Origin of the sequence: Sphingopyxis macrogoltabida (assembly GCF_001307295.1) — a bacterium.
Lineage (GTDB): Bacteria > Pseudomonadota > Alphaproteobacteria > Sphingomonadales > Sphingomonadaceae > Sphingopyxis > Sphingopyxis macrogoltabida_B.
In genome coordinates this window covers 1,401,729-1,420,812 of the sequence record NZ_CP012700.1, presented here as the reverse complement: position 1 = coordinate 1,420,812, position 19,084 = coordinate 1,401,729, and the positions used below count along the sequence as shown (strand labels likewise).

At 63.4% G+C, this 19,084-nt stretch carries 21 protein-coding genes and 2 tRNA genes; 12 read left to right on the top strand and 11 right to left on the bottom strand.

The window, feature by feature from the left end; translation table 11 throughout:
• Positions 1-387: 387 nt before the first annotated feature.
• Together istA and istB are read left to right on the top strand one after the other, a co-directional pair.
• Positions 388-1,902 carry an IS21 family transposase gene (gene istA, locus AN936_RS06665; RefSeq protein WP_021238707.1) on the top strand — a complete coding sequence of 505 codons (1,515 nt, stop codon included), beginning with the start codon at positions 388-390 and terminating at the stop codon, positions 1,900-1,902.
• On the top strand, positions 1,889-2,617 hold the full coding sequence (gene istB / locus AN936_RS06660; RefSeq protein WP_031304487.1) for an IS21-like element helper ATPase IstB: 729 nt from the start codon (positions 1,889-1,891) through the stop codon (positions 2,615-2,617). The genes istA and istB overlap by 14 nt, the downstream gene beginning before the upstream one ends.
• 110 nt (positions 2,618-2,727) lie before the next feature.
• Here the strand turns inward: istB and AN936_RS06655 are convergent, their stop codons facing one another.
• A complete protein-coding gene (locus AN936_RS06655) occupies positions 2,728-3,693 on the bottom strand; it encodes a tyrosine-type recombinase/integrase (RefSeq protein WP_054587448.1) in 966 nt (321 codons plus the stop codon).
• A 183-nt stretch (positions 3,694-3,876) separates the two neighbouring features.
• Positions 3,877-3,950, bottom strand: a tRNA-Gly gene (locus tag AN936_RS06650).
• Between the two features lie 101 nt (positions 3,951-4,051).
• On the opposite strand from AN936_RS06650, the gene dinB reads away from it, so the two are divergent.
• Complete coding sequence (gene dinB / locus AN936_RS06645; protein ID WP_054587447.1) at positions 4,052-5,182, top strand: DNA polymerase IV; 1,131 nt, start codon at positions 4,052-4,054, stop codon at positions 5,180-5,182.
• Here dinB and AN936_RS06640 read toward each other — a convergent pair.
• Both AN936_RS06640 and AN936_RS06635 read right to left on the bottom strand, forming a co-directional pair.
• Positions 5,175-5,636 (bottom strand): hypothetical protein, encoded by a 462-nt coding sequence (locus AN936_RS06640; protein ID WP_054587446.1) that lies wholly within the window; start codon positions 5,634-5,636, stop codon positions 5,175-5,177. The two genes, dinB and AN936_RS06640, sit on opposite strands and share 8 nt — an antisense overlap.
• 56 nt (positions 5,637-5,692) lie before the next feature.
• Positions 5,693-7,285 (bottom strand): peptide chain release factor 3, encoded by a 1,593-nt coding sequence (locus AN936_RS06635; protein WP_054587445.1) that lies wholly within the window; start codon positions 7,283-7,285, stop codon positions 5,693-5,695.
• Between the two features lie 65 nt (positions 7,286-7,350).
• Here AN936_RS06635 and AN936_RS06630 point away from each other — a divergent pair, with 65 nt between their 5' ends.
• Together AN936_RS06630 and AN936_RS24630 are read left to right on the top strand one after the other, a co-directional pair.
• Positions 7,351-8,004, top strand: a complete 654-nt coding sequence (locus AN936_RS06630; RefSeq protein WP_054587444.1) for a hypothetical protein — start codon at positions 7,351-7,353, stop codon at positions 8,002-8,004.
• A 257-nt stretch (positions 8,005-8,261) separates the two neighbouring features.
• Complete coding sequence (locus tag AN936_RS24630; RefSeq protein ID WP_149037610.1) at positions 8,262-8,501, top strand: hypothetical protein; 240 nt, start codon at positions 8,262-8,264, stop codon at positions 8,499-8,501.
• 154 nt (positions 8,502-8,655) lie between these two features.
• Here AN936_RS24630 and AN936_RS06625 read toward each other — a convergent pair whose 3' ends face one another.
• A complete protein-coding gene (locus tag AN936_RS06625) occupies positions 8,656-9,012 on the bottom strand; it encodes a hypothetical protein (protein WP_054587443.1) in 357 nt (118 codons plus the stop codon).
• Positions 9,013-9,227: 215 nt separating this feature from the next.
• On the opposite strand from AN936_RS06625, the gene AN936_RS06620 reads away from it, so the two are divergent.
• Positions 9,228-10,028 (top strand): enoyl-CoA hydratase-related protein, encoded by an 801-nt coding sequence (locus AN936_RS06620; protein WP_054587442.1) that lies wholly within the window; start codon positions 9,228-9,230, stop codon positions 10,026-10,028.
• 110 nt (positions 10,029-10,138) lie between these two features.
• On the opposite strand, the gene AN936_RS06615 is transcribed toward AN936_RS06620, so the two are convergent.
• The 3 genes from AN936_RS06615 to AN936_RS06605 all read right to left on the bottom strand — a co-directional run bounded on the left by AN936_RS06615 (position 10,139) and on the right by AN936_RS06605 (position 12,022).
• Complete coding sequence (locus AN936_RS06615; RefSeq protein ID WP_054587441.1) at positions 10,139-10,741, bottom strand: HD domain-containing protein; 603 nt, start codon at positions 10,739-10,741, stop codon at positions 10,139-10,141.
• A gap of 71 nt (positions 10,742-10,812) precedes the next feature.
• On the bottom strand, positions 10,813-11,523 hold the full coding sequence (locus AN936_RS06610) for a hypothetical protein (protein WP_054587440.1): 711 nt from the start codon (positions 11,521-11,523) through the stop codon (positions 10,813-10,815).
• Entirely contained in the window at positions 11,507-12,022 is a 516-nt protein-coding gene (locus AN936_RS06605; protein ID WP_234715762.1) for a hypothetical protein, read from the bottom strand. The genes AN936_RS06610 and AN936_RS06605 overlap by 17 nt, the downstream gene beginning before the upstream one ends.
• Positions 12,023-12,216: 194 nt before the next feature.
• Here AN936_RS06605 and AN936_RS06600 point away from each other — a divergent pair, with 194 nt between their 5' ends.
• On the top strand, positions 12,217-12,663 hold the full coding sequence (locus AN936_RS06600) for an RrF2 family transcriptional regulator (protein ID WP_054587438.1): 447 nt from the start codon (positions 12,217-12,219) through the stop codon (positions 12,661-12,663).
• A 38-nt stretch (positions 12,664-12,701) separates the two neighbouring features.
• Here AN936_RS06600 and AN936_RS06595 read toward each other — a convergent pair whose 3' ends face one another.
• From AN936_RS06595 to AN936_RS06585, 3 genes are all read right to left on the bottom strand, one after another.
• Positions 12,702-12,941 (bottom strand): hypothetical protein, encoded by a 240-nt coding sequence (locus AN936_RS06595; protein ID WP_054587437.1) that lies wholly within the window; start codon positions 12,939-12,941, stop codon positions 12,702-12,704.
• 442 nt (positions 12,942-13,383) lie between these two features.
• Positions 13,384-13,459 (bottom strand) — tRNA-Ala (locus tag AN936_RS06590).
• Positions 13,460-13,578: 119 nt separating this feature from the next.
• A complete protein-coding gene (locus AN936_RS06585; protein WP_054587436.1) occupies positions 13,579-13,902 on the bottom strand; it encodes a TIGR02300 family protein in 324 nt (107 codons plus the stop codon).
• A gap of 125 nt (positions 13,903-14,027) precedes the next feature.
• Here AN936_RS06585 and aroA point away from each other — a divergent pair, with 125 nt between their 5' ends.
• The 5 genes from aroA to AN936_RS06560 all read left to right on the top strand — a co-directional run bounded on the left by aroA (position 14,028) and on the right by AN936_RS06560 (position 19,004).
• Positions 14,028-15,383, top strand: a complete 1,356-nt coding sequence (gene aroA, locus AN936_RS06580) for a 3-phosphoshikimate 1-carboxyvinyltransferase (protein ID WP_054587435.1) — start codon at positions 14,028-14,030, stop codon at positions 15,381-15,383.
• Positions 15,384-15,486: 103 nt separating this feature from the next.
• On the top strand, positions 15,487-16,014 hold the full coding sequence (locus AN936_RS06575; protein ID WP_054587434.1) for a hypothetical protein: 528 nt from the start codon (positions 15,487-15,489) through the stop codon (positions 16,012-16,014).
• A complete protein-coding gene (locus AN936_RS06570; protein ID WP_054587433.1) occupies positions 16,014-16,646 on the top strand; it encodes a (d)CMP kinase in 633 nt (210 codons plus the stop codon). The genes AN936_RS06575 and AN936_RS06570 overlap by 1 nt, the downstream gene beginning before the upstream one ends.
• Positions 16,647-16,816: 170 nt before the next feature.
• Entirely contained in the window at positions 16,817-18,529 is a 1,713-nt protein-coding gene (gene rpsA, locus AN936_RS06565) for a 30S ribosomal protein S1 (protein WP_054587432.1), read from the top strand.
• 196 nt (positions 18,530-18,725) lie between these two features.
• Positions 18,726-19,004 carry an integration host factor subunit beta gene (locus AN936_RS06560; protein WP_054587431.1) on the top strand — a complete coding sequence of 93 codons (279 nt, stop codon included), beginning with the start codon at positions 18,726-18,728 and terminating at the stop codon, positions 19,002-19,004.
• The last annotated feature ends 80 nt before the right edge of the window (positions 19,005-19,084 follow it).

The window sequence follows — 19,084 nt, the reverse complement described above, 5'->3', positions numbered from 1 at the left end:
TCCGCTTTTTGGCGTCCGCTTTTGCGATCTAAATCCAGACGGTCCGCTATCGCGCACGTCCGCTTTTCGGCAGCTCCTAGCTACCCCACGATCTCCGCAAAACAGCTTTCCCCATAGCTCACTCCATGACCACCGCGGTTCGGGCATCGAAGACTTTCCGACGCCTCGCGGCGTCCGAAACTCTCAACGGTTGGAGACTGTCCGCTTTCGGGAGCCAAACAGAGAGAGCGGACGTTCTGAGGCGATCCAGAGCGCTCGCTCTCTAGGATATCTGAGGATCAGCGTGCAATAGGCACCCCCTTCGTGGGGTGATCGGCGTGCAAAAAGGACCCCTTCATCCCGGGGATTTAGTCGGCCGACTGGTTTTGATCAGTTGGCGAGAACGGGATGTTGATCGTGGAGACAGTGGTTCGGATTCGGCGTGAGCATGCAGCGGGTAAGGCGATCAAGGCGATCGCTCGTGACCTTCGTTTGTCGCGGAAGGTCGTCCGCAAAGCGATCCGGTCGCCGGAGGCGGCGTTCAACTATCAGCGCAAAGTCCAGCCGCTGCCGCGGATCGGTCCTTATCAGGATCGTCTCGATGCGCTGCTTGAGGAGAACGAAGGTCGCGGCCGCCGCGATCGGCTACGGATGACGCGTATCCATGACCTGCTGGTGCGCGAGGGGTTCGATGGATCCTATGATGCGGTGCGCCGCTATGCGGCGCGCTGGCGTGCTGCGCGGCGGAAGGATGCTGGCGAAGGCGCACCGGCGTTCATCCCGATGACCTTCCAGCCGGGTGAGGCCTACCAGTTCGACTGGAGCCACGAGGATGTGGAGATCGCCGGCAAGCCGATGCGGGTGAAGGTGGCGCATATGCGTCTCTGCGACTCGCGCGCACCCTATGTCCGGGCCTATCCGCGCGAGGGCCAGGAGATGCTGTTCGATGCCCATGCCCGGGCGTTCGCGTTCTTCGGCGGTGTGCCGCGACGCGGTATCTACGATAATATGAAGACGGCGGTGACGGCCGTGTTCACCGGCAAGGAGCGTGTGTTCAACCGCCGCTTCCTGATCATGACCGATCATTACATGGTCGAGCCGACCGCCTGCTCGCCGGCGGCGGGATGGGAGAAGGGCCAGGTCGAGCAGCAGGTCCAGACGATCCGAGGCCGCTTCTTCCAGCCGCGACTCCGGTTCGCCAGCCTGGCCGAGCTCAACGGGTGGCTGGAGGCCGAGTGCCGGCGCTGGGCCGAGCATCATGCCCATCCCGAACGCGGGGATATTACCGTCGCCGAGGCGCTGGATATGGAGCGACCGGCCCTGCAGCCGATCCTGGCACCGTTCGACGGCTTCCATGAGAGCGAGCATGCCGTCACCGGCACCTGCCTCATCAGCTTCGATCGCAACCGCTACTCGGTCATGTCGACGGCCGCACGCCGGACCGTTCAGGTGCGCTCCTATGCCGATCGCATCGTCATACGCTGCGGCGATGCGATCGTCGGGGAGCATGAGCGCCACTTCGGTCGGAACCGCACGATATACGATCCCTGGCATTATCTGCCGGTCCTCGCGCACAAGCCCGGCGCGCTGCGTAACGGCGCACCGTTCCAGGACTGGGATCTGCCGCCCGCCCTGCACCGATTACGGCGAAGGCTCGGCACCGGGGACGAGGCCGATCGCAGGTTCGTGCGGGTCCTCTCGGCGGTGCTCACCGATGGCCTGGAGCCGGTAGAGGCTGCCGTGCGCGAAGCGTTGGCGAACGGAACGGCCAGCGACGAGCTGATCCTCAACATCCTCTCCCGGCGCCGCGAGCCGGCGACACCCCACAGCATCGTCACTTCGGAAGACCGGATGCTGCAGCATCCTCCGCTCGCCGACTGTGCCCGCTATGATCTGCTGCGAGGCTATGATGCAGCGGCATGATATGATCGACACGATGCGCGGCCTCGGACTCAAGGGCATGGCGGCGGCGTTCGACGAGGCGGTCACCACCGGCCTCCAGCGCAAGCGCACCACCATGGAGATACTGACCGACCTGCTCCGTGCTGAGGCGACCCACCGGGATGCAGCCTCCATCCGCTATCGGATGACGGCTGCGAGGCTGCCCGTGGTGAAGGACCTGGAGCGGTTCAGCTTCGAGGGCACACCGATCAATGAGGAGATGATCCGCTCCCTTCACGATGGCTCCTTCCTCCCGCCTCGCCGCAATATCGTGCTGGTCGGCGGCACGGGGACAGGCAAGACCCACCTCGCCATCGCGATCACCGCCAATGTCGTGCGAAGGGGCGCTCGCGCCCGCTACTTCAACACCGTCGATCTGGTGACACGCCTCGAAGAGGAGACCCGGATCGGCAAAGGCGGGACCCTGGCGGCGCAGCTGTCGCGGCTCGACCTGATCGTGCTCGACGAGCTCGGTTATCTGCCGTTCGCCCGCTCGGGAGGGCAGTTGCTGTTCCACCTCATCAGCAAGCTTTATGAGCGGACCAGCGTCATCATCACCACGAACCTCGCCTTCGGCGAATGGCCGACCGTGTTCGGCGATCCCAAGATGACCACGGCGCTGCTCGACCGCGTCACCCACCACTGCGATATCGTCGAGACGGGCAACGACAGCTGGCGCTTCAAAAACCGCAGCTGACAGCCACCTTCGGCGCCTTCAAAAATCTATCTTGCGCTGCGCGCGCCTCCGGTCGGGCTACGCCCGCCCTCCGCCGCACGCAGCGCAAGGCCATCTTCAACAAACCAGCATCATATTATCCGAAAAGGGGGTCCCTCTTCGACGCCGATCGGGGGTCCCTTTTGAACGCCGTTTGACATCCAAGGCTTGGTGATTTCGCGAATTTGCTCAAGGAGCGCCACCGATTGGCGGGATAGTGGCACGTGATGCGGCTTCCGCATCTTCATCTTCTCGGCGGGAATGGTCCAGACTCGCGCATCAAGGTCAAATTCTTCCCACTGAGCCGTGCGAAGTTCCCCCGGGCGGACGAAGACGTGCGGTGCCAACTTCAAAGCCCAGTCGGTCATTCCCTGGCTCTTGTAAACATCGATGGCACGCAGGAGCGGCCCGACCTGGCTTGCATCGGTAATCGCGCCATAATGAGTGACGGTCGGATTGATGAGCGCGCCGCGCAAGTCACGCGTCGGATCGGATCGCAAGCGCGCCGTCGCGACGGCGTAGCGGAAGACCGAACCCGCCAATTGCATTGTGCGGCGCGCACTTTCGAGTTTGCCCTGCGCCTCGATCTTCCTGACAGCGGCCAAGACATCGATCGGCTCAATCTCCTGGATGGGCATCTTCCCAATGCTGTTGTCTAGAAGGCTGAGCAGATACTCGCATCGCTTCGCAGTCGATGGGGCCCAGGCCTTGTCGCCATCGCGGCGGCGCTTGTCGCAATATTCGCGCGATATGCCCGAGAAGGTATTTTCAACGTTAACGTGGGCACGCAGCTTGTTGCGCTTCTTCTCGTAGGATGGATCGGTGCCCTTGATAATCATGTTGCGCGCCTCGTCGCGCTGAACGCGGGCATCGCGAAGGGAGACGCGAGGATATGGTCCGAAGCTCAGCTTCTTCTCAAGCCCATCGAATCGGTACTTCATTTTCCAACGCTTGCTGCCGTTCGGCATGATGTGGATATAAAGACCTTCGCTGTCGGCCATCTTGTAAGGCTTGTCCCGCGGCTGAGCATGGCGAACGGCAGAATCGGTTAGCGGCATCACGATCTCTCCATTTGGCCGGCTCCAAACTGGAGCGAGCGATCGGCAAAAATCGCCCCGATAGGGGCCCCATTTTCGAGGCGCTGCCATGAGATACCATGACACGCAACGAGCCGATAAATGGCAGATTACCGCCATTTCCTTGCATTTGTAAATGATGTGATACGCCCTGAAACAGGCTTCTGGAGCGGGTAGCGGGAATCGAACCCGCCTAGCTAGCTTGGAAGGCTAGAGCATTACCACTATGCTATACCCGCATTTCCAAGGTCGGCGGCGATTGCCATTTTGCCCGCCCCCCGTCAAGCGCGCGCATCGCATATCGTTTGAGAACATTTTGGCAACATGTTAGGATCCGTCGGTGGAAGACGGCGAAGACCAGCCTGCCGGCGACGGCGCGGACGTTCCGGTTCGCAAGATCATCCATGTCGATATGGATGCTTTCTATGCATCGGTCGAGCAGCGCGACGATCCTGCGCTGCGCGGCAAACCTGTCGCGGTCGGGGGCTCGTCGCGGCGCGGCGTCGTCGCGGCGGCGAGCTATGAGGCGCGAAAATTCGGTGTCCGGTCGGCGATGCCCAGTATCACCGCGAAGCGCCAGTGCCCCGAGCTGATTTTCGTGCCGCCGCGCTTCGAGGTCTATCGCGACATCTCGCACCAGATCCGCGCCATATTTCGCGACTATGCCGACGAGGTCGAACCGCTCTCGCTCGACGAAGCCTATCTCGACGTCAGCCGCGACAAGGCGGAACTCGGCAGCGCAACCGCCACCGCGCGGCTGATCCGCCGGCGGATTCGCGAAGAGACCGGGCTCAGCGCATCGGCGGGTGTTTCGTACAACAAGTTCATCGCCAAACTCGCGTCGGACCAGAACAAGCCCGACGGTCTCACCGTCATCCCGCCGGGACGCGGCGCTGATTTCGTCCAGACGCTGTCGATCCGCCGCTTCCACGGCATCGGCCCGGTAACCGCGGCAAAGATGGAAGGGCTCGGCATCTTCTCCGGCGCCGACCTTGCCGCGAAGGATATGGAATGGCTCGCGGCGCATTTCGGCAACAGCGCCGACTGGCTCCACCGCCTTGCGCGCGGGATCGACCATCGCCGCGTCAAGTCGAACCGGCCTTTGAAGTCGCTCGGCGGCGAGCGCACCTTCTTCAACGACCTGATCACCGACACCGAAATTCACGAAGCTCTCGCGCATGTCTGCACCGTCGTCTGGGACCGCGCGGCGAAGAAGGGCGCGCGCGGACGGACGGTGACGCTGAAGCTGCGCTACGCCGATTTCCGGACGATCACGCGGGCAAGATCGGTCCCCTCGCCGATCCTCGACGGTGCGGGCCTGCTGGCCGCGGGCGAAGCGATCCTCGCGCCGATGCTGCCCACCGAACAGGGCATCCGCCTGCTCGGCGTCACGCTCAGCAAGTTCGAGGGTGAAACCGACGACGAAGAGGACGCCGCCGCGGCGCCCGCCGATCTGCTCAGTCTTATTTAACGACGGCGGGCGCGAAACGCTGCATCGCAGCCTTCATCTTCGGCGACAGCGAAGCCAAGCTGCAGCGGATCAGCGTCTCGTCGGTCTCCTGGATTTCGTCGCGGAACGGCGCGCCGACGCGATAGAGCGCCCGGTCGGTTCCGGCCGGCTTGATCCGGAAATAGCCCGCGCCGTCATAGCCCCCGAACTGCATCTGGGTGAACCCGTCGGCCACTGGGCGCGCCTGCGTGATCGGCTCCAGTTCGGCCGCGGGCCCCATGGTGCCGCCCGGCCCGTAATAATAGAGCGCGCCCCAGCGCGAACCATCGAAGACATAGCCGTGATGGACGCTCGCGCATTTTTCGGTGTCGTTGGTCCAGAAGCCCGGGACGATCGGCAACTCGATCGTCGCTGCCGCCGCCACACCCGGCATAGTGCCTGCCATCGCGGCAAGCGCCAAAATCCATCCGCGCATCGATATCCCCACCCTTGCCGAAACCGGCGTCATGGTGGCGAAATCAGGCGCGGCAATCAACCCGCGTCGGCGAAAACGCGTTCCTTGGTCGCGGTGAAGCGGATCGCCGGGTGGCGCTGCGTCACATAGCCGACCTCCCACGCATCCTTCGCCATGAACACCGGCGCGCCATCGCGGTCGGTGGCGCTGGCGCCGCGATGGTCGGCCTGAAACGCCTTCAACGCCGCGGCATCGTCGCTGGCGATCCAGCGCGCGGTGTCCCACGGCGACTGCTCGAGCTTCGCCTCGACCTTATATTCGGCGTCGAGGCGGCTGATCAGCACTTCGAGCTGAAGCTGGCCGACGACGCCGACGATCATGTTCGAGCCGATCTCGGGATAGAAAACCTGGATGATCCCCTCCTCCGCCATGTCGTCGAGCGCCTTGCGGAGCTGTTTGGTCTTCGTCGGATCGACGAGCGCAACGCGGCGCAGGATTTCGGGGGCGAAGTTCGGCAAGCCGGTGATCGTGATGTCGGTGCGCTCGGACAGCGTGTCGCCGACGCGCAGCGTGCCGTGGTTCGGGATACCGATGATGTCGCCGGGATAAGCCTCTTCGGCCATTTCGCGGTCCTGTGCGAGGAACAGCATCGGGCGGCTGATCGCGATCGCCTTGCCCGTGCCGCCCTGCATCAACCGCATGCCGCGCTCGAACTTGCCCGAGCAGAGGCGCATGAAGGCGATGCGGTCGCGGTGCGCCGGATTCATGTTCGCCTGGACCTTGAAGATAAAGCCGGTCACCGCGTCGTCGTCCGGACGCACCGGTGCGGGTTCGGCGGGCTGCGGCTGCGGCCCCGGCGCGTGGTTGGCGAGCGCCGAAAGCAGATCGACGACGCCGAATTCCTTGAGCGCCGATCCAAAATAGACCGGCGTCAGGTCGCCGTTGCGGTAGGCGGCGGCATCGAAGGGCGCGTAACAGGCCGACGCCAGCTCGGTTTCTTCCTTGAGATGCGCGAGCCCGCCCGCGCTGAGTTCGGCCGCCAGCGCCGGGTCGTCGAGCCCGGCAACCTTCGCGCGATGCCCTTCGTACATCCTCGACGCATCGCCGCCCGGCTTCATGATCGCGGGATCGACAAGGTCGTAAATTCCTTCGAACTGTCCGCCCATGCCCGCGGGCCAGTTCATCGGGCAGACGTCGAGCGCCAGCCGGTCGGCGACCTCGTCGAGCAGTTCGAACGGCGGCAGGCCTTCCCGGTCGACCTTGTTGACGAAGGTGATGATCGGCACCGAGCGGAGGCGGCAGACCTCGAACAGCTTCAGCGTCTGCGGCTCGATGCCCTTCGCGGCGTCGATCACCATCACCGCGCTGTCGACGGCGGTCAGCGTGCGATAGGTATCCTCGCTGAAGTCCTCGTGCCCCGGCGTATCGAGCAGGTTGAAGACGAGCCCCTGATGCTCGAAGGTCATCACCGACGAGGTGACCGAAATGCCGCGCTGCTGTTCGATCTTCATCCAGTCGGAGCGCGCGCGGCGGGCCGCACCGCGGGCCTTGACCTCGCCCGCGATATGGATCGCGCCGCCCGCGACGAGCAGTTTCTCGGTCAGCGTCGTCTTGCCCGCGTCGGGGTGCGAGATGATGGCGAAGGTGCGGCGGTCGGGGTGTTTGGACATGGCGCGGGCGCCTAGCAGGTGGCGTGAGATGTGGAAAGGGCTGGCATCCCTGCGCCAACGACCGCATGATCGCCACCATGCGCACCCTGCTCCTCGCCGCCGCCCTGATCGCCGCGCCCGCCGCGGCGCAGGATTCGCCGTTCGTCGGCGAATACAGCCCCGCCGAAGGCCCCGACGTCGGCGGCGGACTACTCATCCGGAACGATGGCCGCTTCCAATATATCCTCGCCGCAGGCGCGCTCGACGAGCGGGCCGAGGGGCGGTGGGAAGCGCGCGGCGACGCCATCTGCCTGTTCACCGAGCCGAAGCCGGTGCCGCCCGCTTTCGAAAAGGCCGAACCGGTCGAAGTCGACGGTACGATCCCGACGCTGTTCGTCAGTTGGCCGAACGGCAGGGGCATCGCGGGTGTCGATTTCACCATCGGCTTCGATAGCGGCGATCCGGTCGAGGACTATACGCAGGATTATGGCTGGACGCTGCCCGAAGACGAAAAGCGCATCCCGCGTTGGATCGAGGTTCGCGAGCCGATCTATGACGTTACTGCCCCGCGCTACGAGCTGACCGATGCTGACGGCGGCAAGCTGCACGTCAACCTGATCCCCAATGATATGGGCGTCGTTGCCTTTGACGGCGCGTGCCTGAAAGCTGGCGAAGATGGCCGCACGGTCCTCCACCGGACCGACGGCAAACTGCGCTTTCGGAAGCTGGGGGCCGAATAGCGCGCTTAAAGCCTCAAAAGCCCCGCACGCATGCATCGAAACTGTGCCCTTTGTGGCTTTAAGGCGACAATGGATACGCATAGGCGTGTCGAAACTGTCTCCTTTGTCGCTTCAAGCTCGGTTCACGGACAGCCGACGATATCAAAGAATCGCCCCGAGGCTGGCACGGCATGGCATTATAGGACAGCGATTTTCACGGGTAGCCGAGGGCCGCTTTGAGGTGAAAGTGGACGTTAGGCTTTTGCAGGTAAGCGCCTTTGTCATCCAAGAAGGACACCAACTACGCCGGTTTTGGAATAGAGATGATTATTGACGAGATTCGAGAAAAACTCGCCTCTGCCACACGCCCTCAGCTTATGGAGAGCGTCGCGGCCGCCATTCAAGCTTTCACTGTGATGGCTCGTGATACTGATCAGGATGAACATCGAACAAAGATAAACAACTGCATCCACTATCTTGCCGGGCGGATGATCGGATTGTCAATCCCAGCAAACTAGCCACCGATCATGACCTCGAGGACATTGCGACCCAATTCTCATTTTTATATCCGACGCTGCGTCAAAGCGTGATTGCACACCTCTCCCGGTAGCGCCCGCAATCGGTCGCAACCGCCCTCTCCGGCCACCACCCTCACGCCATGCGCGCGGCCGGTTACGACCTCTCAAGGCGCTTTTCCAGCTCGCTTAGGGCATCCGCATAGCGATCCTCTGCTCCGAGAAAATGAGAACACGGCGGTAGCGTAAGAATAATCTCCTCGGACTCTCTCTCGCCTAGGCGCGCGGCAATTCTGCGTTCCTGCGCACCGTAGCGCCGTTTCAGCACCCGCACGGCATCGTGCCGAGCGATATCCTTGCAAATAAGTTCCTGAATGGCCGCCTGCTGAAACCCCATGCTCCAAAGCTGCTCATTTGAAAGCGAAGCGATCGGGGCATGGCGAGGTCGCACCTGTTCGGCGACCCGACAACCCGTTACCGACAGCGCAGCCACCAAGATCGACAGCAGCTTCAATTCTTTCCACCTGCAAACTCGCTTCCGGTGCGCTAGGCCAGATTGATTAAAGGACCCTTGGCGAAGGCTGTGAAGCAGCGCCTCTTTTGCGATGCGGTCGGTCGACGTCGGCCAATACCCTCCCCATCCCTCTTGCGCTTGTCCGGCAAATCGGTCACAACTTTACGTGAACGTAAAGGTAAAGATCAAAGCAGAGCCGAGAGGATTTCTTCCCAATGACCACCCCGACCTTCGAAACGATCAAGCTCGACGTCGCAGACCATGTCGCGACGCTCACGCTCAACCGCCCCGAGCGCCTCAATTCGATGCCCCCCGCAATGGCCGACGAAATCCGCGAGGCGCTCGACCATCTGCCGGTGCTGGGCGCGCGTGCATTGTTGATCACCGGCGAAGGCCGCGGCTTCTGCTCGGGCGCCGACCTTGGCGGCGACCGCACGGCGTCGGCGGTCGGCGGCGGCGCGAACAGCCGCAAGGCGCTGCGCAACCATTACAACCCGATGCTGCTTGCGCTCGCCAATCTCGACATTCCCGTCGTCACCGCGGTGAACGGTCCGGCGGCCGGCGTCGGCTGCAGCTTTGCGCTCTCGGGCGATTTCACCCTCGTCGGCAAGAGCGGCTATTTCCTCCAGGCCTTCGTCAACATCGGCCTCGTCCCCGACGGCGGCTCGTCGTGGCTGCTGCCGCGCCTCGTCGGCGTGCCGCGCGCGCTGCAGATGATGATGCTCGGCGAAAAGATTTCGGGCGACCAGGCCGCCGACTGGGGCATGGTCTACAAATGCGTCGATGACGCCGACCTGCTCACCGAAGCGAAGGCGCTTGCTGCGCGCCTCGCATCCGGCCCGACGGTCTCGCTCGGCACGATGCGCAAAGTCCTCCGTGCGGGGCTGTCGCAGAGCTTCTCCGAAACGCTCGACGCCGAGGCGATGGGCCAGTTTGTCGCCGGCAACAGCGAAGACGCCGTCGAAGGCGTGCTGGCCTTCCAGGAAAAGCGCAAGACCGCGTTCAAGGGGAAGTAGCCCTTCCCATTCCCGTTCGTGTCGAGCGAAGTCGAGACACCCCGAAGGCTTACGCCAAGCCGAGGGGCATCTCGACTTCGCTCGATGCGAACGGGTTTGTTGAGCCTATTCTACTCGGCCGCTTCCTCGACCATCACCTTCTTGTAGATGCTCGCCTTGGGGTAGGAACAGAGCCGCTTCACCATCGGTTCGAAAAATTCCAGCGGCTCGCTGTCGTAATCGGGATCGAACGCCGGCGCGTCATATTTTTCGCAGAATTCGGCGCACGCGCCATAATAGGGATGATCGCGGAACTGATCGCGCATGTCGCGGTCGAGCCCCAGATAGTGGAAGAAATAATGGCCCTGGAAAATCCCGTGGTGCTGGACGATCCACAGATTTTCCTCTGACAGGAAAGGTTTGAGGATCGCTGCCGCGACGTCGGGGTGGTTAAACGCGCCGAGCGTGTCGCCGATGTCGTGGAGCAGCGCCATCACAACATATTCCTCGTCGCGGCCATCCCTATGGGCACGCGTCGCAGTCTGCAGGCAATGCTCGAGCCGGTCGACCGGAAAGCCGCCATAATCGCCGCCGAGCAGTTTCAGATGCTCAAGGATGCGCGCGCCGTTGTTCGGCGCGAATTCCTTTTGCTCGCGCGCGATGATGTCCCAGTCCTGCTGCGTTCCGTCGATCATCGAGCGGAATTTGGCGTGGTCGTGCGTCATCTCGTTCATGGCAGCCTCTCCTGTTATGGCCGCCAGCCTACGTCATTCGTTTCTGAATGCAACCTTGTCCGCATTCCCGCTCATTCGGGTGCGTAGGTGACGCCATATTTCAGGGCTTCGTCGAGCGTCAGGCAGCGGCGGGTCGATTTGTCTTCGGCGGTCGCGACCGCTTGCTGCTGATACATGACGTCGGTCAGCAATTTTCGCGAGACGCCCATCTTGATCAGGAAATCATTGTCCTCGCTCGCCAGCAGGGCCGAATCCTGTTCGATGCCGCCGATCAGTTCGCGCGTCGCGTCGGTTCCCATCGCGACGCTCATGTCGATCGTCGACCGGTCGCCGGTGCGGGTGAACATATGCACCATGAAAACGCCGCCCGGATCGATGACCCTCGGCAGACCGCCCATGAACACGAAATTGCACGCGCTGAAACAGGTCCAGCCGGTCGGCACCCGGGTCAATATGCCCGGATTGCTGCGGATGATGCGGCCGGCCGTATTTCCGGCGCGCGCATCGCCGCCCGGCGAACGCAGCCAGATTTCCTCGACGTCGGGATTCGCCTTCAACGCGGCGGAGAGCCGGTCGGGGAGCCCGGAATCGATCCGCCCTTCGGCGAGCATCACCTTCATGCGGCCGCGCTTTTCCACCTTCAGCGTCATGGTCGGATTCGCCGACCAGTTCGGATTGAGCGGACAGGTCGGATTCGCGGGATCGACATCGCTCGCGGCGGTCAATCCGACCAGCGCGAAGGCGGACAGCGCCAGCCGGAAGAGTTTAGGCCGCAAGGACATAGCGTGTATCACCCGGCCCCTTGCACATGCGTTTCGAGACCTGCGTCTCCTCGCCATCGACGATGATGAAGTCGTTGACGTTCATGCATTTGCGCCCGCCGCTTTCGGTGTTGATCGACGCGACGGTGGACGAACCGCTGACTTCGGGGCGGGTTTCGCTGGTCCAACTCGCGGTGGCGCCGACCTTTTCGCCGCGCGTCACTTCCTCGGTCGCCGCGGCGGCCTGCACCTGCTCGCCGGGATCGAGCCGGCAGGCGATCGCATCGGTGAGCGTCCCGCTGACTTCGGCAATCGGCACATAGCTGTAGACGCCGGCCTTGCTCGCGACATCGCCGACGGCATCGTTCAGGACATTGCCGAGGATATTCCGGCCGATGCCGCTGCCCTTCTTGCCCTTGGGGCAACCGCCATTATCGTCTTCGCTCGGCTTCGGCGCCGGCGTCGTCACCTTGCGGAGCAATCCGCCGAACTGTGCCTGCGCGGGTGCGACCGCGAGCATGCATGCTGCCAGAACTGCCGGAACTGCCAATATTTTGCGTGTCATCCGCTTCACCCCAAATCGCTGCCCTGATCGGGCGACAGGCGGCCCTCTTATTCCGCCCTGATGCCACCCGCTGTGATTTTCATCAACTCTTGCCGAAATCTCATCCAGACAGGTTGAATTAAAGCTGAATATGTCACAGTACCACGGTCATGCTGTCGCAGAAGACCCGCTATACGATCCGTGCCTTTCAGCATCTTGCCGACCATTGGGGCAAGGGGCAGGTCCAGCTTGCGGATATTGCGGAGGCGCAGAATATCCCGCCGAAATTCCTGACGGTGATCCTGTCCGAAATGGCGCGCGAAGGGCTGCTGATTTCGCAGCGCGGCCGCGACGGCGGCTATCAGCTCGCCTTGCCGCCGATCGATATCAGCTATGGCGACCTCGTGCGGCTCACCCGCGGATCGCTCGCGCTTGTTCCGTGCGCCGCGCGCAACGCGCACGAACATTGCAAGAACTGCCTCCCCGAGGCGGAATGCCGCCTGCGCAGCTTGATGCTGAGGGTGCGCGACGACACAGCGTCGATCCTCGACCGGATCTCGCTGGCGGACCCTATCAAGCTCGAGCCGCTTTTCGAAACCGAAGAGGCGGCGCAGTAACCACGCCGCCGCTGCGGATCGCTACCTGATCTTCGCTGTCAGGGGCTGACGGGATCGTTCTTCTTGTTGTCGTCGACAACGAAGCCGATCACGATGATACCGGCGATCAGACCGGCCAGGCCGATCAGCCAGCTCGACTTGCCGCCGAATTCGTTCTGGCCGTCCACGGCCGACGTGGCGCGCGCGTTGTCGAATGCGGTGGTAGCCGACGCGGCCACCGGTGCCGCCATCATCGAAATTGCCGCGACAGAAATCGCGGCCTTGCCGAGCAGGTTCATATATCCTCCATGGGAAATGGTCCGTGAAGAACAGCAACGAACGCCATCGCCAATCGATCCCGCCCGGCCGCCCGATGGGCAACGATTCAGCGTCCAATTCGAACGGCTTGGGCGAATATGACGGCAGTACGCCGCGATCGACCGCCCTTTCCGGCGCACGATGCAATGAAGGGCCGCCCTTCCGGACGACCCTTCCATTGTTTTGCCTGACGCGGTCAGCTTAGCTCAGCCGGGCCCCCGCAAGGAAGGCCATGCTCGTATTTCCTGCCGCACCGGGCATCGGACAATGAGACATTCGACCACCTCCTTTCGCTTGTTGACGATAGAAGTAACGTGGGCAGTGCGCGCGCGTTGCGCAAGAGGGAAATGTGGGTCGGCGGGCCAGTGAGGCAACGGCCGGATTATTATGGGAGAAACGGCGCTCCGGCGCCGATATCCAAAATGGTGGAGCCTAGCGGGATCGAACCGCTGACCTCTACAATGCCATTGTAGCGCTCTCCCAGCTGAGCTAAGGCCCCGTGCCATTTTGCGGGTCGCCCTGGGTGGTGCGACCGGGACGCCGCCTTTACCAGCGCACGTCCGTTATGCAAGGGGCCAAATGCATCCTGTGATGCTTTTTTGGCCCCTCACCAAAAAATCAGCTTTCGTCGTCCTCGTCGTCGCCAGTGGCGACGCCCAGATCGTCGTCGCCGCCAAGGTCGACGTCATTGTCCGGCGAATCGCTGTCCTCGTCGACATCGACATCCAGATCCAGATCCTCGTCGACGCCTTCTTCCTTGGCGACCTTGCCGGGCTTTTCGACTTCTTCGAACGGCATCGGCTGCTTCGACTTCAAGACCGATTCCGGGATCCAAGCATAGCCGCAGTTGATGCAGCTTACCGGATCATCCTTGGTCAAATCATAGAATCGCGTGGCGCATTTCGGGCAGCTACGCTTCGTGCCCCATTCAGCCTTCACCATAAACGCCTCATAACCTTCTGGAAACTGGATATAAATATCGGAAAAGCGACGTCAGCTGAATAGCTATCCGTCAAATCGGCGTGCGCCTTGCCAGATTGCAAGGCCGCTGTCAAAAGCCGCTCGTCATGACCGATCACCCCGCCTCGCCGCGCAGCTTTTCCGCCTCCCGTCCGCTCAAAGGTAGGATCGCGATTCCCGGCGACAAGAGCATTTCGCACCGCGCGCTGATGTTGTCGGCGCTGGCCGTCGGCGAAAGCCGCGTCACCGGACTGCTGGAGGGGCATGATGTCCTCGCCACCGCCGCCGCGATGCGCGCGATGGGGGCGGGCATCGAGCGCCGCGACGATGGCGAATGGCGTATACACGGCGTCGGCGTCGGCGGGTTGCTCCAGCCGCGCGAGGCGCTCGACATGGGCAACAGCGGCACCTCGACGCGGCTGCTGATGGGGCTCGTCGCGAGCCATCCCATCACCGTAACCTTTGTCGGCGATGCCAGCCTGTCGGGCCGCCCGATGGGCCGCGTCATCGAGCCGCTCTCGCAGATGGGCGCCGACATCGGCGCCTCGCCGGGCGCTAATGGAACCAAGACTCTGCCGCTGATGGTGCGCGGCCTCGCGCCTGCCATTCCCCTCGCCTACCGCCTGCCGATGGCGTCGGCGCAGGTGAAGAGCGCGGTGCTGCTCGCCGGGCTCAACACCCCCGGCATCACCGAGGTGATCGAGCCGGTGCCGACGCGCGACCATAGCGAGCGCATGCTGCGCGGCTTCGGCGCCGACCTTCAAGTCGAAACCGATGCCGATGGCACGCGCCATATCCGCATCCGTGGCGAGGCCGAACTGAAGCCGCAGACGATCGTCGTCCCCGGCGATCCCTCGTCCGCAGCGTTCTTCATCGTCGCAGCGCTGATCGTGCCCGGTTCGGATATCATCGTCGCCAATGTCGGCCTCAACCCCACGCGCGCCGGGCTGATCGAGATTCTGAAGCAGATGGGCGGCGACATCGAACTGCTCGACGCCCGCGACGTCGGCGGCGAACCCGTCGCCGACCTTCGCGTCCGGCACAGCGCGCTCAAGGGCATCGACGTCGATCCCGCGGTCGCGCCGAGCATGATCGACGAATTCCCGATCCTGTTCGTCGCCGCCGCCCTCGCCGAAGGGCGCACCGTCACGACCGGCCTCGACGAATTGCGCGTCAAGGAAAGCGACCGGCTGTCGGTGATGGCGACGGGTCTCAAGGCGATCGGCGCGCGCGTCGAGGAAAGCGAGGACGGGCTGATCATCGACGGCACCGGCGGCGACCCGCTGCCCGGCGGCGCAACCATCGCCGGTCATCTCGATCACCGTATTTGCATGAGCTTTGCTATCGCAGGCCTGGTCAGCACCGCACCGGTAATGGTCGACGACATGGCCCCTGTCGCAACCAGCTTTCCCGATTTCGAGGTACTGCTCGCAGGATTGCAAGGGGCCGCAGGCGCACCATGAGCGCCGGCTCCGCACAAAATCTCGCGTGTGATCAATGTCATCGACACTGTCACCATGACGAGGCAAGCTGCGGCCGGATACAACGACCAAGGAACCCGATGCGATGAAGATCATGCCCGCCGCCCTCACCCTCGCGCTGTTCGCCAGTGCTTTTGCGAGTTCCGCGCATGCCAGCGAACGCATCGCCGATCCGTTCGATCGCGCCGACGCGAGCTTCTCGCGCTATCCGCTCAGCCTGCCGAGCACGCCGCAGGCGATCGGCCGCCTCACCAACGGCGATTCCTGCGACGATGACGGCCTCGCCTGCGAGTGGGAAGACCCCGACGGCGTCGTCCATATCTTCGCCGGCGACATCCTTGCGATCAAGATTGTCGATGCGAAGACGCTGGGCGCCCGCGACATTCCGGCGCTCGGGATCGGCCCCGCCCGCACCCGCAGCGCGGTGCTGGCGAAGGTGCGCGCCTTTCTGCCCGAGATTCCGGTCGACTGCCTCGAACCCGGCAAGGCGGGGCAAGGCAACGGCATCGCCTCGTGCGAAGGCTCGTTCGCCAATGGCGGCTGGTTCAAATTGCTGTTCGGCCCGGACAGCAGACTGATGAGCGCGCGCATCGACGCGTTCCAGATCGACTGATGATCATTGCCGTCGACGGCCCGACCGCATCGGGAAAAGGCACGATCGCCAAGGCGCTCGCCGAGCATTTCGGCGTGCCCGTGCTCGACACCGGATTGCTCTATCGGGCCGTCGGCTATCAGACGCAGCTCGATCATGGCGACGCCGACGATGCCGCCGACGCGCTCGCCGCCTGCGATTTTCCCGACAGCCTGCTGGGCGATCCGGCGCTGCGTTATGAAACGACCGGCGGGCTCGCCAGCCGGGTGTCGGTGCACCCGGCGGTGCGCGCCGCGCTGTTCCAGCGCCAGGTCGATTTCGCGAACCAGCCCGGCGGCGCCGTGCTCGACGGACGCGATATCGGCACCGTCATCGCGCCGCACGCCGACGCCAAGCTGTTCGTTACCGCGAGCCCCGAAGTTCGCGCGCAGCGCCGCTTCGCCGAGATGCAGAAGCGCGGCGTCAATGTGACCTATGACGCCGTGCTCGCCGACATCCATGCGCGCGACGCCCGCGACACCGGGCGCGCCGATGCGCCGCTGCTGCGTGCTGCCGATGCGGACTTGCTCGATACGGGTGATTTGACTATAGGCGACGCCGTCCAACGGGCGATAACGCTGGTTGAGGCACGGACAGGCCGCCGCTCCACCTGAGCGTCGGGCGTGACGGGGTTCACCCGTCGCGCCCTTTTTGCTTTGCCCATGCCCTTCCCTGTCGTCGCTTTGCGGATGTCCTGCATCGCATCCGGCGGGCAGGACGGATCGGCCACAAGACCAGCGGACCCAACCGCTTGGCCGGAACAATGAAGTAAGGAAGAACAACCATGGCCACTACGGCTTTCCCGACGCGCGACGATTTCGCCGCGATGCTCGATGAATCGCTTGGTGGTGCCGACGGCGGCTTTGAAGGCCGCGTCGTCAAGGGCACCGTGACCGCGATCGAAAACGACCTGGCAGTGATCGACATCGGCCTGAAGAGCGAAGGCCGCGTGCCGCTTCGCGAATTCGCGATGCCGGGCCAGAAGGCCGACCTCAACGTCGGTGACGAAGTCGAAGTCTATGTCGACCGCGTCGAAAACGCCAATGGCGAAACCATGCTGTCGCGCGACCGTGCTCGCCGCGAAGCCGCCTGGGACCGCCTGGAAGAAGAATTCAACAAGGAAGCCCGCGTCGAAGGCGTCATCTTCGGCCGCGTCAAGGGCGGCTTCACCGTCGACCTCGGCGGCGCCGTGGCGTTCCTGCCCGGTTCGCAGGTCGATATCCGCCCCGTGCGCGACGTCGGCCCGCTGATGGACCTGCCGCAGCCCTTCCAGATCCTCAAGATGGATCGCCGCCGCGGCAACATCGTCGTGTCGCGCCGCGCCATCCTCGAGGAAACGCGCGCCGAACAGCGTTCGGGCCTGATCCAGAACCTGGAAGAAGGCCAGATCATCGAAGGCGCGGTCAAGAACATCACCGATTACGGTGCGTTCGTCGACCTCGGCGGCATCGACGGCCTGCTCCATGTCACCGACATGAGCTACAAGCGCGTCAACCACCCGAGCGAAGTCATCAACATCGGTGACACCGTCCGCGTCCAGATCATCCGCATCAACCGCGACACGCAGCGCATCAGCCTCGGCATGAAGCAGCTCGAAAGCGATCCGTGGGAAGGCGTCGCCGCCAAATACCCCGTCGGTGCGAAGCTGTCCGGCACCGTTACGAACATCACCGACTACGGTGCGTTCGTCGAACTCGAACCCGGCATCGAAGGCCTGGTCCACGTCAGCGAAATGTCGTGGGTCAAGAAGAACGTCCACCCCGGCAAGATCGTTTCGACCAGCCAGGAAGTCGACGTCATCGTCCTCGAAGTCGACAGCGACAAGCGCCGCATCTCGCTCGGCCTCAAGCAGGCCCAGTCGAACCCCTGGGGCGCGTTCGCCGAAGAACATCCGGTGGGCTCGGTCGTCGAAGGCGAAGTCAAGAACGCGACCGAATTCGGCCTGTTCATCGGCCTGCCCGGCGACGTCGACGGCATGGTCCACATGTCGGACATCGCGTGGGGCATCTCGGGCGAAGAAGCGCTGCACCTCCACCGCAAGGGCGAGAATGTGCAGGTCGTCATTCTCGACGTCGACGTCGAGAAGGAACGCATCAGCCTCGGCATCAAGCAGCTTGAAAAGGGCGCCCCGGCCGTTGGCGGCGGCGTTGCCGCAGCCGGTTCACTGAAGAAGAACGACATCGTCACCGTCTCGGTCCTCGAAGTCCGCGACAACGGCCTCGAAGTTCAGGCCGGCGAAGATGGCGCCACGGGCTTCATCAAGCGCGCCGACCTTGGCCGCGACCGCGACGAACAGCGCGCCGAGCGTTATCAGGTCGGCCAGAAGTTCGATGCGATGGTCATCGGCTTCGACCGCTCGAAAAAGCCGAACTTCTCGGTCAAGGCGATGCAGATCGCCGAAGAGAAGGAAGCCGTTGCACAGTACGGTTCGTCGGACTCGGGTGCGTCGCTTGGCGACATCCTCGGCGAGGCGCTGAAGGCCGGCAAGAAGGACTGATCCTCCTGCTGCCGTCAGGCGAAACAAAAGGCCCGCAGAGTGTCCCTCTGCGGGCCTTTTTGCTGCCGCGATATATTTTGACCGGATAATGATTCATGATACTCTCCGCACCGCGTTGGGAGGGGTCTCACGCAAGCAAGCCGGCAACGACCGGATAGCCTGCATCCGCGGGGTGCGTGATAATTAGGGGAAGCTCATGATCCGGTCGGAACTGGTTCAAAAGATCGCAAGCGAAAACAGCGACCTGCGCCTTGAGGAGGTCGAGCGCATCGTCGATGCCTTTTTCGACTCGATCGTCGATCAACTCGCCTCCGGGGGCCGCGTCGAACTGCGCGGATTCGGGGCATTTTCGACCCGCAGCCGCGAATCACGCACCGGCCGCAACCCGCGCACGGGCGCACCCGTCGCGGTGAAGGCCAAGGCGGTGCCCTATTTCAAGCCCGGCAAGGAAATGCGCGAGCGGCTGAACGACTGAGGTCGTCTTTTTATCGTCACCCCGGCGAAGGCCGGGGTCTCGTGCTCTCATCTGGACGCACCGGCGAGATCTCGGCCTCC

Bases quoted from the DNA above. Each gene is read 5' to 3' on its own strand.
- AN936_RS06610 (WP_054587440.1), bottom strand. From the start codon at position 11,523: ATGTCCTTGCGGCCTAAACTCTTCCGGCTGGCGCTGTCCGCCTTCGCG.
- AN936_RS06585 (WP_054587436.1), bottom strand. From the start codon at position 13,902: ATGGTGAAGGCTGAATGGGGCACGAAGCGTAGCTGCCCGAAATGCGCC.
- rpsA (WP_054587432.1), top strand. From the start codon at position 16,817: ATGGCCACTACGGCTTTCCCGACGCGCGACGATTTCGCCGCGATGCTC.
- AN936_RS06620 (WP_054587442.1), top strand. From the start codon at position 9,228: ATGACCACCCCGACCTTCGAAACGATCAAGCTCGACGTCGCAGACCAT.
- AN936_RS06635 (WP_054587445.1), bottom strand. From the start codon at position 7,285: ATGTCCAAACACCCCGACCGCCGCACCTTCGCCATCATCTCGCACCCC.
- AN936_RS06560 (WP_054587431.1), top strand. From the start codon at position 18,726: ATGATCCGGTCGGAACTGGTTCAAAAGATCGCAAGCGAAAACAGCGAC.
- AN936_RS06575 (WP_054587434.1), top strand. From the start codon at position 15,487: ATGAAGATCATGCCCGCCGCCCTCACCCTCGCGCTGTTCGCCAGTGCT.
- AN936_RS06630 (WP_054587444.1), top strand. From the start codon at position 7,351: ATGATCGCCACCATGCGCACCCTGCTCCTCGCCGCCGCCCTGATCGCC.
- AN936_RS06615 (WP_054587441.1), bottom strand. From the start codon at position 10,741: ATGAACGAGATGACGCACGACCACGCCAAATTCCGCTCGATGATCGAC.
- AN936_RS06605 (WP_234715762.1), bottom strand. From the start codon at position 12,022: ATGCTCGCGGTCGCACCCGCGCAGGCACAGTTCGGCGGATTGCTCCGC.
- AN936_RS06595 (WP_054587437.1), bottom strand. From the start codon at position 12,941: ATGAACCTGCTCGGCAAGGCCGCGATTTCTGTCGCGGCAATTTCGATG.
- istA (WP_021238707.1), top strand. From the start codon at position 388: ATGTTGATCGTGGAGACAGTGGTTCGGATTCGGCGTGAGCATGCAGCG.
- AN936_RS06600 (WP_054587438.1), top strand. From the start codon at position 12,217: ATGCTGTCGCAGAAGACCCGCTATACGATCCGTGCCTTTCAGCATCTT.
- aroA (WP_054587435.1), top strand. From the start codon at position 14,028: ATGACCGATCACCCCGCCTCGCCGCGCAGCTTTTCCGCCTCCCGTCCG.
- AN936_RS06570 (WP_054587433.1), top strand. From the start codon at position 16,014: ATGATCATTGCCGTCGACGGCCCGACCGCATCGGGAAAAGGCACGATC.
- AN936_RS06640 (WP_054587446.1), bottom strand. From the start codon at position 5,636: ATGCGCGGATGGATTTTGGCGCTTGCCGCGATGGCAGGCACTATGCCG.
- AN936_RS06655 (WP_054587448.1), bottom strand. From the start codon at position 3,693: ATGCCGCTAACCGATTCTGCCGTTCGCCATGCTCAGCCGCGGGACAAG.
- istB (WP_031304487.1), top strand. From the start codon at position 1,889: ATGCAGCGGCATGATATGATCGACACGATGCGCGGCCTCGGACTCAAG.